The following is a 12,454-nucleotide window of genomic DNA, read 5'->3' on the forward strand; positions in this document are numbered from 1 at the left end:
AATGAATGGTATCCTGAAAATGATGCTATTCCCCAAGAATGCTCTCAAGCAAGCGATGCATCTCCTGCTGTACTTGCTGCGCTTCCGTGCGGGCGCGGGTTGTAAAGTCCTTGTCGCCCGAAGCATAGATAATGGCCCGCGAAGAGTTCACCAACAGCCCGCATTGCTTATTCATACCGTGGCGTGAAGTCATTTCAAGGTCTCCCCCCTGGGCGCCAATGCCCGGCACGAGGAAGAAATGATCGGGTGCCAGGGCACGGATGCCCTGGATCTTGTCCGCCTGCGTGGCGCCGACTACGTACATTAGCTGGTCGGGCGAGCCCCACTGCTGCGACCGCAGCAATACCTCCTCGTATAACTTGCGGCCACTGGCGGACTCAATCAGTTGAAAGTCATTGGCGCCGGTATTGGATGTGTGCGCCAGCAGGATAACCCACTTGCCGGCAAATTCCAGAAACGGCTTTACGGAGTCTTCACCCATATACGGTGCTACCGTAATAGAGTCGAAGTTCATCTCGCTAAAGAACGCCTGTGCGTATAGCGAAGAGGTATTGCCGATGTCACCACGTTTGGCATCGGCAATGGTAAAGACGTCTTGCGGAATATATTCCAATGTCTTCTGCAGACTCTCCCACCCTTTCGGACCCAGCGCCTCGTAAAAGGCAATGTTGGGTTTGTACGCCACAGCAAAGTCGTGCGTGGCGTCAATGATCTGGCGGTTGAACTCAAAGACCGGGTCTTTTTCCGCCAGCAAGTGGCGGGGTATTTTTTTGAGGTCGGTGTCGAGGCCTACACACAGGTAGGAGCTTTTCTTCCGGATCTGCTCAAAGAGCTGTTGCCTGTTCATGAAGAAGGATTAGCGAAGATCAACAACGCTTACGTCCGGATGCTTCTTCGCATCGAAGGTAAAGAAGGAGTCTTCAACCTTGAAATTGGGTGTAAACTTGGTGATCGTGTATTTGTAGCGGTTGCCACCTTTGTCAAACAGCGTAAAGCTTTGAATGATCTTATCTTTTTTGTTGATGAACATCTTCACCTTAAAATATTGAGCGTCTTTCTTCTCAGGAACAAGGTCGATCTCTTCGCACATCACGCCGTTTTCTACCTTATCTTGCAGATAGAGGTATTTGAAGCCCTTTTTGTACATCTCCTGCATTTTGGAAGGATTTACGTCTTCCGAATTGGGATCATAGTTGTCGATGTTAACCTCTTTAGCTTCCGGCAGGTACGTCCAGATGGTCGCACCATTGTTAATGACTTCCTGTTCGGGCAGAGCCAGGCGGTATTTGTTGCCCTTCACTGTGATCTTGCCTTTAAACTCTTCGCTGATCTTCTCAACATCGTTCGTGAGTGTGTAGGAAATATTGGCCTCAAAGGACGGGATGGATTTGTACTTTTTGCTCATGGCGTCGAGTGTTTCCAACGCTTTCGGATCGTACTGGGCGGATACGGTTACCGCCAAAATCATCGCCAAGAAGGCTAAAATCGTGTTTTTCATTCGTTATTCGCTTAAATAATGCTGCAAAGTTAAGATTGACTGTGTCTTTCTTTTAACGATGTCAATAATTGTTCCAAACTTACGTCATCAACAATCAACACCTCCCGGGCCTTGCTGCCCTCAAACGGTCCGACAATACCGGCGGCCTCAAGCTGGTCGATCAGACGCCCAGCCCGGTTGTACCCCAATTTGAGCTTGCGCTGAATGAGCGATGTACTGCCCTGCTGGTGCATGACGATCAGGCGCGCGGCATCTTCAAAGAGCGCATCGCGGTCGGACAGGTCCACATCCGCCACACCGCCTTCGTCGTCGCCCTCGTATTCAGGCAACATATACGCTGAGTCGTAACCACGCTGAGAACCAATGAATTCCACGACTCGTTCGATTTCGGGCGTATCGACAAAAGGACACTGCAGACGGATTACATCCGAGCCTGTCGACAACAGCATGTCCCCTTGCCCTACAAGTTGGTCTGCGCCGCCCGAGTCGAGAATCGTACGTGAATCTACCTTGGATGTTACGCGGAACGACAAGCGTGCCGGGAAGTTGGCCTTGATCACACCGGTAATAACGTTTACCGACGGACGCTGCGTAGCCACCACCAGGTGGATGCCGATAGCGCGGGCCAGCTGGGCCAGACGGGCAATCGGGGTCTCGACCTCTTTACCGGCAGTCATCATCAAATCGGCCAGCTCGTCGATGACGAGCACAATGTACGGCAGGAAGCGATGCCCTTCTTTGGGATTGAGCTTCCGCGCAATGAACTTGGCGTTGTATTCTTTCAGGTTACGCGTGCCCGCATCCTTGAGGATCTCGTACCGGTTCTCCATTTCTATACACAGCGAGTTGAGCGTGTGTACGACCTTCTTGGTATCGGTAATGATGGCCTCCTCGCTGTTGGGCAGTTTGGCCAGGTAGTGCCGTTCAATCTTGCTGAACAACGACATCTCCACCTTTTTAGGATCGACGAGCACAAACTTCAGCTGCGATGGGTGGCGCTTGTACAGCAAAGACGCCAGGATGATATTCAGCCCCACCGACTTACCCTGGCCCGTGGCACCCGCTACCAGCAAGTGCGGCATTTTGGCCAGATCGATCACCAGCACTTCGTTGGAAATGGTTTTGCCCATGACCACAGGCAGCTCCTTATCGGTTTTGGCAAATGCCGCAGAGGCAAATACGGAGCGAACGCTAACCATCTCACGGTTCTTATTCGGCACCTCGATACCGATCGTTCCTTTGCCAGGGATTGGCGCAATGATCCGGATACCCAGTGCCGACAAGCTGAGTGCGATGTCGTCTTCCAGGTTTTTAATCCGCGAGATCTTGATACCGGCGTCGGGTACGATCTCGTAGAGTGTTACCGTTGGACCGATGGTAGCTTTGATGCTTTGGATGCCGATCTTGAAGTTTACCAGTGTGGCGACAATCTTGTCTTTGTTCTGATTGAGCTCTTCCTGGCTTACACCGGCTTTACCAGTGTCGTATTCGTTCAGCAGCTCGAGCGTCGGGAATTTAAAGTGGCTCAGGTCGAGGGTCGGGTCATATTCGCCCTGCTCTTCCACCAGCTTCTCGGCCAGCTCGTCTGTTTCAAGTGTTTCTTCTATAATAAACTCCGGCTCGGTTTTCTTTGCCGGTGGAGGTTCGGGGCGCTCTATTTCGAGCGTCAGCTCTTTGGGTTTGTTCACCGCCGGTGCCACCGGAGGCGGTTTCACCAGTACAATCGGCTCACCCTTCTTCTCTTCTTTCTTACGTTCCGGCCAGTTGTCTTTGTCATCGATGTACTCGGGCGCCAGCGGCCCCTCGGCAACAACCTCCTCTTTTGCTTCGTCGTCAGGCAAGATGGCATCATTCCCCATCGGCTTGGGATCTTTGGTCTGGAAGAGCGGAATGGCCGTCACATTAAAGTAGAATATAATAAAGACAAACAGCGAAAGGATCAACAGCAGGAAAGTGCCCCAGCCAAACATGCTGTCGCTCAACACGGCCATTTGATATCCAAAGCCGCCGCCCAGGAAGCTCCACTCGCTTACGCCATCGTTGATCATCGTCATATAGCCGAGCAGCAGGCAAAGCCACAGGCCCGAGAAGATGGAGAAGATCGTGAACGAAAATATGCGGACCAGCTCGCGGTTAAAGATGATCTTGAAGCCTACCAGAAATGCCAGTGGCGGAATAAAGAAGCCGGCGACGCCAAACCAGCGGAAAATAAAATAATGTGATGCGATGGCGCCCCACAGTCCCAGCCAGTTGGCCACTTCACGACCGGACTCTACCAACGCCGAATCCTGCATCGCTTCAACTACGCTTTGATCGGCCTTGCCCGTGAAGAGATAGGAGAACATGGACAGGAACAAAAAGATACCCACGATCATGAGGAAAAAGCCGATGGCGAGCTTAAACCGCGGATCTTTCAAAAACGCAAACGAAAAGCGGGACTTCGAAGCTTTTCCCTTCTTCTCCTTTTCCGGTTTCTTAAAGTTATTTGACTTATAGGTGTTTTGTGCCATCCGCTTTAAAAATAGGTCAAAACTAACAAAAATGTATGGATGTGCGCCCGCTCAATTTTGCCGAAGCTCAGTGCAGAGCTTTTTTCCGCAGGTGTTTATTAATGCTCTTCGCAAACGACGGCCCTTCATAGATAAAGCCGGTATACACCTGCACAAGGTCGGCACCAGCGTGCAGCTTTTCGGCGGCGTCTTCCGGCGACATGATACCACCCACACCAATGATCGGAAAGGATTTACCCAGTTGATTGCGCAGGTATGCGATCACTTCTGTCGAGCGTTTGGCCAGCGGCTTGCCGCTCAGGCCCCCGTTGCCGATGGCCGCCACTTCCGTGGACGCGGTGCGCAGGCCTTCGCGCGAGATGGTGGTGTTCGTGGCAATAACGCCGTCGGTGTTAGTTTCTTGTAAAATGGCGATGATGTCATCCAACTGGCTTTGCGTCAGGTCGGGAGCGATCTTAAGCAACACGGGTTTATACTTCGGCTTGCTGCGGCTCAGGCCAATGACGTATTGCAGCAGCTTGCGCAAAGGCTCCTTCTCTTGCAGCTCGCGCAGACCGGGCGTGTTGGGTGAGCTTACGTTGATCACGAAGTAATCAACATACGGATACAATGCTTCGAAGCAGTAACCGTAATCGTTCAAAGCCTCTTCGTTGGAAGTGACTTTGTTCTTGCCGATGTTACCGCCGATGAGCACCTCGGACTTGCGCGCCCGGAGACGTTGCGCGGCAGCAGCAACCCCCTCGTTGTTAAAGCCCATGCGATTGATCAATGCCTGGTCTTGGGGCAGGCGAAATAGTCTGGGGGCATCGTTGCCGGCTTGCGGTTTGGGCGTAAGCGTGCCGATCTCTACAAAGCCAAAGCCCAGGCAGGCCATCGTATCCGTCAGGCGGGCATCTTTATCCAACCCCGCGGCCAGGCCAACAGGATTTTTAAATCTCAATCCAAAAAGTACACGTTCCAGTGTGGGATCCTCTATTGTAAAAATAGCACGCAACAGGCGGTTGAACCCGGGAATCCTACCTTTCATCTGTAAAACAGAAAATACCATGTGGTGAATGCGTTCTGGATCGATGAGGAAAAGTAGCGGGCGGACCAGGATTTTATACATGCCGCAAAGATAAAGGGATAATGGATACAGTGGAAAATAGCATACCGATATTCTTAAATGTAGTATGTTCGCAACTCAAATAATTTAACTCTATCTATGAAAAAAGTTTTTATCACAGCTTTGTTTGCATGCTTTGCAATGCTGCTTGCCAACACTACGAGCTATGCGCAGCAGAGTGTTAAGAATCGCCTGGGATTCTTCCTGGGACTGGCATCGGGTGATATCGATCAAGTGGGCATTGGTGGCATCGGAGAGTTCAAAGTAGCACAGAAGGTAACAATTTCTCCTCAGTTGCTTTTCTATTTTCCCGAAGATCATGGCAACTGGCGCCATAGCTTCATGGAGATCAACTTCAACGCCAACTACTATTTCTACAACAAAGACATTTTCGAGTTCTACGGGTTGGGTGGTTTGAACTTCACTCGCTTCCACTGGGAGTGGGACGGACCAGGTCGCAACGATGACGATGGCGACAGCGACATGGAAGTAGGCCTGAACCTCGGCGGTGGTATCAACTTCGAGATCGGCAAAAACGTCGTTCCTTTCTCGGAGCTGCGTGTCACTGTAGGCGAATTCAACCAGTTTGTAATTTCGGGCGGTCTGAAATTCAACCTGTAAGCCACGATCGTAATCGATATAAAAAAAGTCCCGGTCAGTTGGCCGGGACTTTTTTTATTCATCGCTTCCGCTTCTTAAATTTTTTCAAGGCCTTGTACACCGCCGCATCGAGTGTTTTGTTGTCGCTCATCTGCATCATGACTGTGCCGGAGCTTTTCCAAAACTCTTTGCCCGTGCGGGTGTCGTTCATGGTGATCTCGAGAATGCCCTCCTTCATGTCACGCGACCAACTGCGCGACTGATCCACTTCTGCGCCCGTAGACGCGGGGGTTTCGCCCAGCGGGCCGACATTGCCGGATTGCGTTACCTGAAACGTGCCGGCTACATAATCTACCCGGAAGCTGGCCGCCAGGGAGTCATCTATGTGCTTATAGCCCTTTGCTTCAAGCTCGGCCACTATGGCTCGCTTCATTTGCGACAGCAGCGTGTCTTCGCTCACGCGGCGTTCGTCTTTGGGCGTCATGATCTCGCCCTTCATGACAACAAAACTTTCGTAGGGAGCAAAATTGACGTTGGGCGGCGTGACAATCTTAAAGGATTGCGCAGCAGCGGACAGGGCCGTGAGCAACAAGAACGCAGGCAGGATACACTTTTTCATATACATTTTTAGTAAGAACTAGCACATAGGGAAGTTACGAAAATATTCATGCCTGTCTGCCGGAGCATTAGCGCAGGTAGACCGCACCCGCCACAGTTTCGGGACCTCAGGACCGGGGGTGGAATTCCTGGATCACCTGGCGGAGGTAGTCACGGTCCAGGTGCGTGTATATCTCAGTAGTGGTAATAGATTCATGGCCAAGCATTTCCTGTACAGCCCGCAGGTCGGCACCGCCTTCGAGCAGGTGGGTGGCAAACGAGTGCCGAAAGGTGTGGGGGCTGATCGCCTTGCCCAATCCGATGGCCTTGGCGAGGTTTTTAATGATCGTAAACACCATCACCCGCGTAAGGTTGCGGCCATGGCGATTCAGAAACACATAGACGCTGTCGGCGGCCTTCGGCTCTTTGTGTGGCGGGAAGCCGCGGATTTTCTCCAGGTAGAGCGTTGTGTACTTCATCGCGTCACGGCCAATCGGCACCAGGCGCTCCTTGTTGCCTTTACCCACCACACGAATGAAGCCCGTGTCGAAATACAGGTTATTTATTTTGAGGCCCACCAGCTCGCTTACGCGAAGCCCCGAGCTGTATAACACTTCGAGCATGGCGCGGTTGCGGCCCCCTTCCGGGGTAGACAAGTCAATGGCCCCCAACAACTTTTCAATCTCGTGATAGGCCAGCGTGTCGGGCAGCTTGCGACCAAGGCGCGGACCCTCGATGAGGGCGGTGGGGTCGTCTTCCATCAGGCCTTCGTGCAACATGTAACGGTAAAAAGCTTTGATGCCGGAAAGAATGCGGGCCTGGCTGTGCGCGCTCATGCCCAGGTCGTGAACATATTCGAGAAAGTCACGTAGCAGCGCCGGCGTTACTTTCAATGGCGAGCACTGGGGGTCGCGCAACGTCACAAACTGACGCAGCATGGTAATGTCGTGCAAGTAAGCGGCCAGGGAGTTCTCCGACAGCGAACGCTCAATCTTGAGGTAGTGACCGAAGTGCTTTACATGGAGATCCCAATTCATACTTCAATATTAATGGAAAGAAGTTTTTTATTACCACACACGCCTTTAACTTTCGCTTCTTACCCTGAAACGCAAGACAGGAACATGAAGATACAGATCATAAACGGCCCCAACCTGAATTTGTTAGGCAAACGTGAGCCCGGCGTCTACGGCAACCAGTCGTTCGAAGATTTCTTTGCGACACTCCGCCAACGCTACCCGGCATTTGAGCTGCACTACTATCAATCCAATGTAGAAGGTGAGCTGGTCAACAAACTACACGAGCGGGGCTTTGACTTTGACGGTATCATTATCAATGCGGGAGCCTATACCCACACCTCCGTTGCGTTGCACGACGCTATCGGCGCCATTCGCACGCCGGTGGTGGAGGTGCATATCTCCAATGTCTATGCCCGCGAAGAGTTCCGGCATAAAAGCCTGATCACGTCAAAGTGTGCGGGCATGCTGACCGGCTTCGGCATGGAGGGGTATGCCCTGGCGCTCGAATATTTTAAACACAAATCACCGGCATTATGATCTCCTTCTACCCCGGCCCATCGCGTGTGCACCGCGAGCTACCAACGTATGTACGCGACGCCTATGCGCAAGGTATCATGAGCATCAACCACCGCAGCGATGCGTTTGTGGACATGTCGAAACGCACCATCGGATTGCTCAAACAGAAGCTTGGGATTCCGAAGAACTATACCATCTTCTTTACGTCGTCGGCCACAGAATGTTGGGAGATCCTCGCACAGTCGATTGTAACAGACAAAAGCTACCACCTATACAACGGTTCCTTCGGACAAAAGTGGTTTGACTACACTAAACGCATCCGTCCGCTGGCCGAGCCGATACCCTTCAGCGTAAACGAGCCGCTCGACCCCACGCGCCTGATCTTCGACCTGAAGGACGGCGTGCTCTGCCTAACCCACAACGAGACGTCCAACGGTACGCAAGTACACAACCACATCATTAAAGCCATCAAACGCAACAATCCCTCCTACCTCGTGGCGGTTGATGCTACCTCCTCCATGGCGGGAGTACAATTGGATTTTAAATCGGCCGACATTTGGTACGCCTCGGTACAAAAATGTTTTGGCCTGCCTGCGGGGTTAGGGATCATGGCCTGTTCCCCGCAAGCATTGGAGCGGGCCCGGGCTGTTGGTGAGCGCGCACATTATAACAGCCTGCTCTTTATGATGGACATGATGGAGAAATGGCAGACGTCGTATACCCCCAATGTGTTGGGAATCTACCTGCTCATGCGTGTGATGGAAAAGGCCCCGCCGATCAAAGCGGTGCATGAGACTACCCTGGCACGCTATGAGCAATGGCGTGATTTTCTAAAAAAGCGCAAAACCATACAGCACTTTGTAGAGGCCGAATCCGTGCACTCGCATACCGTCGTGCCGGTGCAGGCAGACCCTAAAGTGATGGACACTATTAAACGCTCGGCCCGCAAGGCCGGGTTGCTGCTGGGCGAAGGATATGGCGAATTTAAGGCCTCATCGTTCCGTATTGCCAACTTCCCGGCACTGAGCCAAAAAGAGGTCCGTACATTGATGACGTTCCTGCAGGATTACTAGTTAAAGATGGGCCTTCCCAGTTGCAATCGTTTTCTAAACGATGATTTATGACATGGGTAATAGACACCGGAAAATTATCCTCCGGGGGTTTACAAATCTTCAAAAATCTTTGGACCTTTGTTAGGTAATGCGGTAACATGGCAAGAACATCCAGAAGTCTTATGCGGGTAGTGCTGATGGCCTTGCTCCTCCAGATTCTGGCGCCTGTATTCCTGCCCATTGTTACCCTGGCCGCCGATATTCAAAATGACCATGCCGTCCTGCATGCGCATCACAGCCCGATCGTTATTCCGCAACTACTGAAAGAAAAAGAAGATGACGAGACTGGGCTTAGCCACGACCTCTGGGTAACGGACTACATTACGCTCATTGACTTTAGCGATCATACACGGATCCTGACACAATCACATGAAAGCAGGCTTATGCCTTGCTCGTTCTCGGAACGCATCGATCTTCATCCCCCGCTTCATACGCTTTTTGGCGTCTATATAATCTGATCTTCATCCCGTTGACGGGCTTGCCGCCCGTGGCTACCCCGTTGCACGGGGCGCGTGCCTGAACGCACCTTTGCGGAAGACCTTATCCGCATCGTCTAAAAACAACTTACACAACACGCTAACGCTGCGATATGAAGAACCAGGTGCCATTTAGTGCCCGGATGCGGGAAGAAAAGACGTTGATCATCGCCTGTCATGATAGCCAGGAAGAGACCGCGCACGAATTTCACGAAGATGTATTTATCCTCAGCTCACCCGGCAACGTGGTGAGACGCCATAACTACCGGCAGCAGGAAGAGCTGCGGTACTTTGTTGAAGATGAAGGCTGCCGCCAGATCGTAGTGGTGGGGCACCTCCACGACGTGGCCGTACAGCACATTCTGCAAGATTTGTCAGACAACTCGCCCTATGCGGCATTGGTGTTTAACGGCACCACGCCCCTGGGGGTGCCGGCCGAAGATTGCATGGATGCCGCCGTCTACGAGCAGGCGTTGGTGGAGCTTAACACCATTCAGCAATGCAACTTGTTGATGGAGTATCATTTCATCCAGGCCCTGATCAAAGCCAGACGCCTGACTATCATCGGAGTAGTAACGGGTGGGGCGCACGGTGAGCCGGCCCAGGTATTCCACAATGGAATTTCTTACAACAATCTTATTTCGTTAAATTAACTTTAGGCGGGCAAAAGACGTCGCCCGTAACTAAACAACTTAACGTTCTGACATGAAGAAATTTCTCTTCGCTGCCGTTGCATTGGCAGCGTTACCGGCTATTGCAGTGTGGGGCCAGGTACAACCGGCTACAACGCCACAAGAACCAGCCAGGCCAGCCAAACCCCCGCTGGAAGAGCTTCGGCTTAAACTGAATGATGACGGCAGTCACTATCTCAAGCTCACCTTCCTCAACCAGCTATGGCTTCGGTACAACGACAGCAACCCGGGTACGACCGTATTGAGTGATGCAACCCCGGAAACCTTCGACATCGGTCTGCGTAGAACACGTATCCAGTTCTATGGACAACTGACAGACCACGTATCGTTCTATTCACAATTCGGCCAGAACAACTTCAACTACCTGTCGGGGCAAAACGCCACCAACAGCGGCAACCGCAAGTTCCAGGTATTCTTTCACGACTTCCTGGGCGAATATAAAATATGGAAAGACAATGACCACCTGAAGCTGGGGGGCGGACTTACCATAGCCAATGGTTTGTCGCGCTTTAGCCAGCCCAGCATTGGTTCCATTATGACACTGGACGTACCGATCTTTGCGCAGGCCACCGTCGATCAGACAGACGAGTTCGCGCGTAAACTGAGCCTCTATGCGCGCGGCCAAATCGGTAAGTTTGACTACCGACTGGTGTTGAGCGACCCCTTTCCCATCACGAGCAACGGTTCACCTGCGCCGGCCATTGGCCCCGCCGCAACCTTTGCACAAGACAGCCACCACAAACAGTATCAGGGTTTCTTTATGTGGAACTTCTTTGATAAAGAAGCCCACACCACACCCTACATGACTGGTACATACCTGGGCAAGAAGAAAGTGTTTAACCTCGAAGCCGGTTTTATTACGCAGAGAAATGCGATGTGGACGAGCGCCGACGGCACCACGGCCAACGCCCACTACGAAGACATAGCCTTGTGGTCGGCCGCCCTGTACTACGACGCGCCGCTCAATGCAGAGAAGGGCACAGCCCTGTCGGCCTACGCCGGATACTTCGACATGGACTATGGCACCAACTACCTGCGGTATAACGGCAGCATGAACCCGGCCAACGGACTGGTTACTGCCAACGTGCCGGGCGCCAGCCAGGGCAATGCGTACCCGATGTTTGGCACCGGCCAGGTGATCTATGCGCAGATAGGCTACCTGTTGAGAAAGGACCTGCTGGGTGAAGGCAATGGTGCACTGATGCCCTATGCATCGTTGATGAGCGCAGACTACGACCGCCTCAGCGACCGCATGGATGTATGGAATGTTGGCGTGAACTGGCTCATCAAAGGTCACACAAGCAAGATCACGCTCGATTACCAGAGCCGTCCTACCTATCGCATCGACGCGGGTAACGAATATGTAAAGAGCAGCACACGCGGGCAGATACTGCTCCAATACCAGATTTACTTTTAACAGATCGTAACAATATGTCTTGTGAGGGCCTCTGGCATTTCGATTAATACCCTTCATATTCATAATATTACACTAATCTTGCAGTAACCTGCACAACCACTACTGAAGCCAGTAAAAGCGATACTATATAATAATCATGCTAAACTGCTGAAATTCTTACACCAACGGAAGACCGCAAACAATTTCGGCTATCATTGTGGCATAAAACCTTTTAACAAAAACACGTATGAAAAAATTTTTACTGATTGGCGCCATGGCACTCACTGCCGGTTTTTCGTATGGCCAAACCATCATTCCTAAAGCGGGTATCACGCTCTCCACGTTCGGCGGAGACGACGCTGGTGATGATACAAAATCCAAGATTGGCTTCACCCTCGGCGCAGGTTTAAACCTGCCTCTTGGCGACGGTATGTTCTCGCTGCAGCCTGAATTGAACTACGTTCAAAAAGGTGCTAAAGCTGAATATGTAGATGAAGACTTTAACGAAGACGTAACGGAGAAACTAACGCTTGGCTACCTGGAAATTCCGGTACTGGTTAAAGTTACCTTCGGCGAAGCTACTAAGTTCTATGTAAATGCAGGTCCTTCGGTCGGCTTCGGACTGGGCGGCAAATACAAAGTAGAAGTCGGTGATGAATCGGAAGATGTCGACGTAAAATTCGGCGACGGCGATGACGAAGACAAATACTACATTGAAAAGGGCACAGACATCGGCCTTCAGCTTGGTGCAGGTGTAATCGTTGCTGAAAAAGTAATGATCGACATTCGCTACGGCCTGGGTCTTACGGATCTGTATGACGACGTTAGCATGAAGAACAATGTATTCCAGTTTACGGTAGGCATTCCGCTGTCTATCGGCGGCAAATAATCCTGCTAAAACATTTATATCAAGAGGGTGTCTCAAAAGGGCACCCT

General features: G+C 51.7%; 13 protein-coding genes. 7 read left to right on the plus strand and 6 right to left on the minus strand.

All coding sequences use genetic code 11. The annotated features are described in order from the left end of the window. Window positions 1–25: 25 nt before the first annotated feature. The 4 genes from pyrF to KK062_RS18125 all read right to left on the minus strand — a co-directional run bounded on the left by pyrF (window position 26) and on the right by KK062_RS18125 (window position 5,116). Complete coding sequence (gene pyrF, locus KK062_RS18110; RefSeq protein ID WP_254085748.1) at window positions 26–847, minus strand: orotidine-5'-phosphate decarboxylase; 822 nt, start codon at window positions 845–847, stop codon at window positions 26–28. Window positions 848–856: 9 nt separating this feature from the next. Then, a complete protein-coding gene (gene lolA1 / locus KK062_RS18115) occupies window positions 857–1,498 on the minus strand; it encodes an outer membrane lipoprotein periplasmic chaperone LolA1 (RefSeq protein ID WP_254085749.1) in 642 nt (213 codons plus the stop codon). 29 nt (window positions 1,499–1,527) lie between these two features. Beyond that, window positions 1,528–4,008: an FtsK/SpoIIIE family DNA translocase gene (locus tag KK062_RS18120; protein WP_254085750.1), complete on the minus strand. Its 2,481-nt coding sequence runs from the start codon at window positions 4,006–4,008 to the stop codon at window positions 1,528–1,530. 67 nt (window positions 4,009–4,075) lie between these two features. Continuing rightward, the gene (locus KK062_RS18125) at window positions 4,076–5,116 is read right to left on the minus strand and encodes a quinone-dependent dihydroorotate dehydrogenase (RefSeq protein ID WP_254085751.1); all 1,041 of its coding nucleotides are present in this window, start codon (window positions 5,114–5,116) and stop codon (window positions 4,076–4,078) included. A 96-nt stretch (window positions 5,117–5,212) separates the two neighbouring features. Here KK062_RS18125 and KK062_RS18130 point away from each other — a divergent pair, with 96 nt between their 5' ends. Continuing rightward, the gene (locus KK062_RS18130) at window positions 5,213–5,734 is read left to right on the plus strand and encodes a putative outer membrane beta-barrel protein (protein WP_254085752.1); all 522 of its coding nucleotides are present in this window, start codon (window positions 5,213–5,215) and stop codon (window positions 5,732–5,734) included. A gap of 58 nt (window positions 5,735–5,792) precedes the next feature. Here KK062_RS18130 and KK062_RS18135 read toward each other — a convergent pair whose 3' ends face one another. After that, window positions 5,793–6,332: a DUF4136 domain-containing protein gene (locus KK062_RS18135; protein WP_254085753.1), complete on the minus strand. Its 540-nt coding sequence runs from the start codon at window positions 6,330–6,332 to the stop codon at window positions 5,793–5,795. 106 nt (window positions 6,333–6,438) lie between these two features. Then, complete coding sequence (gene xerD / locus KK062_RS18140) at window positions 6,439–7,347, minus strand: site-specific tyrosine recombinase XerD (protein ID WP_254085754.1); 909 nt, start codon at window positions 7,345–7,347, stop codon at window positions 6,439–6,441. Window positions 7,348–7,431: 84 nt separating this feature from the next. Between xerD and aroQ the strand changes: the two genes are divergently transcribed. The 6 genes from aroQ to KK062_RS18170 all read left to right on the plus strand — a co-directional run bounded on the left by aroQ (window position 7,432) and on the right by KK062_RS18170 (window position 12,407). Further along, entirely contained in the window at window positions 7,432–7,863 is a 432-nt protein-coding gene (gene aroQ / locus KK062_RS18145) for a type II 3-dehydroquinate dehydratase (protein ID WP_254085755.1), read from the plus strand. Next, complete coding sequence (locus KK062_RS18150; protein ID WP_254085756.1) at window positions 7,860–8,915, plus strand: aminotransferase class V-fold PLP-dependent enzyme; 1,056 nt, start codon at window positions 7,860–7,862, stop codon at window positions 8,913–8,915. Before aroQ ends, KK062_RS18150 begins: the two co-directional genes overlap by 4 nt. Before the next feature lie 137 nt (window positions 8,916–9,052). Next, window positions 9,053–9,412 (plus strand): hypothetical protein, encoded by a 360-nt coding sequence (locus KK062_RS18155; RefSeq protein WP_254085757.1) that lies wholly within the window; start codon window positions 9,053–9,055, stop codon window positions 9,410–9,412. Between the two features lie 131 nt (window positions 9,413–9,543). After that, window positions 9,544–10,083, plus strand: a complete 540-nt coding sequence (locus tag KK062_RS18160; protein WP_254085758.1) for a carbonic anhydrase — start codon at window positions 9,544–9,546, stop codon at window positions 10,081–10,083. Between the two features lie 52 nt (window positions 10,084–10,135). Then, a complete protein-coding gene (locus KK062_RS18165; protein ID WP_254085759.1) occupies window positions 10,136–11,539 on the plus strand; it encodes a hypothetical protein in 1,404 nt (467 codons plus the stop codon). 226 nt (window positions 11,540–11,765) lie between these two features. Continuing rightward, on the plus strand, window positions 11,766–12,407 hold the full coding sequence (locus tag KK062_RS18170; RefSeq protein WP_254085760.1) for a porin family protein: 642 nt from the start codon (window positions 11,766–11,768) through the stop codon (window positions 12,405–12,407). Window positions 12,408–12,454 lie beyond the last annotated feature (47 nt).

The sequence above is a fragment of the Dawidia cretensis genome (assembly GCF_018598175.1).
GTDB classification, from domain to species: domain Bacteria; phylum Bacteroidota; class Bacteroidia; order Cytophagales; family Cyclobacteriaceae; genus Ohtaekwangia; species Ohtaekwangia cretensis.

Excerpts from the sequence above, each read along its gene's own strand:
- KK062_RS18160 (WP_254085758.1), top strand. The coding sequence starts at position 9,544 with ATGAAGAACCAGGTGCCATTTAGTGCCCGGATGCGGGAAGAAAAGACG.
- lolA1 (WP_254085749.1), bottom strand. The coding sequence starts at position 1,498 with ATGAAAAACACGATTTTAGCCTTCTTGGCGATGATTTTGGCGGTAACC.
- KK062_RS18165 (WP_254085759.1), top strand. The coding sequence starts at position 10,136 with ATGAAGAAATTTCTCTTCGCTGCCGTTGCATTGGCAGCGTTACCGGCT.
- KK062_RS18135 (WP_254085753.1), bottom strand. The coding sequence starts at position 6,332 with ATGAAAAAGTGTATCCTGCCTGCGTTCTTGTTGCTCACGGCCCTGTCC.
- KK062_RS18150 (WP_254085756.1), top strand. The coding sequence starts at position 7,860 with ATGATCTCCTTCTACCCCGGCCCATCGCGTGTGCACCGCGAGCTACCA.
- KK062_RS18125 (WP_254085751.1), bottom strand. The coding sequence starts at position 5,116 with ATGTATAAAATCCTGGTCCGCCCGCTACTTTTCCTCATCGATCCAGAA.
- KK062_RS18155 (WP_254085757.1), top strand. The coding sequence starts at position 9,053 with ATGGCAAGAACATCCAGAAGTCTTATGCGGGTAGTGCTGATGGCCTTG.
- aroQ (WP_254085755.1), top strand. The coding sequence starts at position 7,432 with ATGAAGATACAGATCATAAACGGCCCCAACCTGAATTTGTTAGGCAAA.
- pyrF (WP_254085748.1), bottom strand. The coding sequence starts at position 847 with ATGAACAGGCAACAGCTCTTTGAGCAGATCCGGAAGAAAAGCTCCTAC.
- xerD (WP_254085754.1), bottom strand. The coding sequence starts at position 7,347 with ATGAATTGGGATCTCCATGTAAAGCACTTCGGTCACTACCTCAAGATT.
- KK062_RS18130 (WP_254085752.1), top strand. The coding sequence starts at position 5,213 with ATGAAAAAAGTTTTTATCACAGCTTTGTTTGCATGCTTTGCAATGCTG.
- KK062_RS18170 (WP_254085760.1), top strand. The coding sequence starts at position 11,766 with ATGAAAAAATTTTTACTGATTGGCGCCATGGCACTCACTGCCGGTTTT.
- KK062_RS18120 (WP_254085750.1), bottom strand. The coding sequence starts at position 4,008 with ATGGCACAAAACACCTATAAGTCAAATAACTTTAAGAAACCGGAAAAG.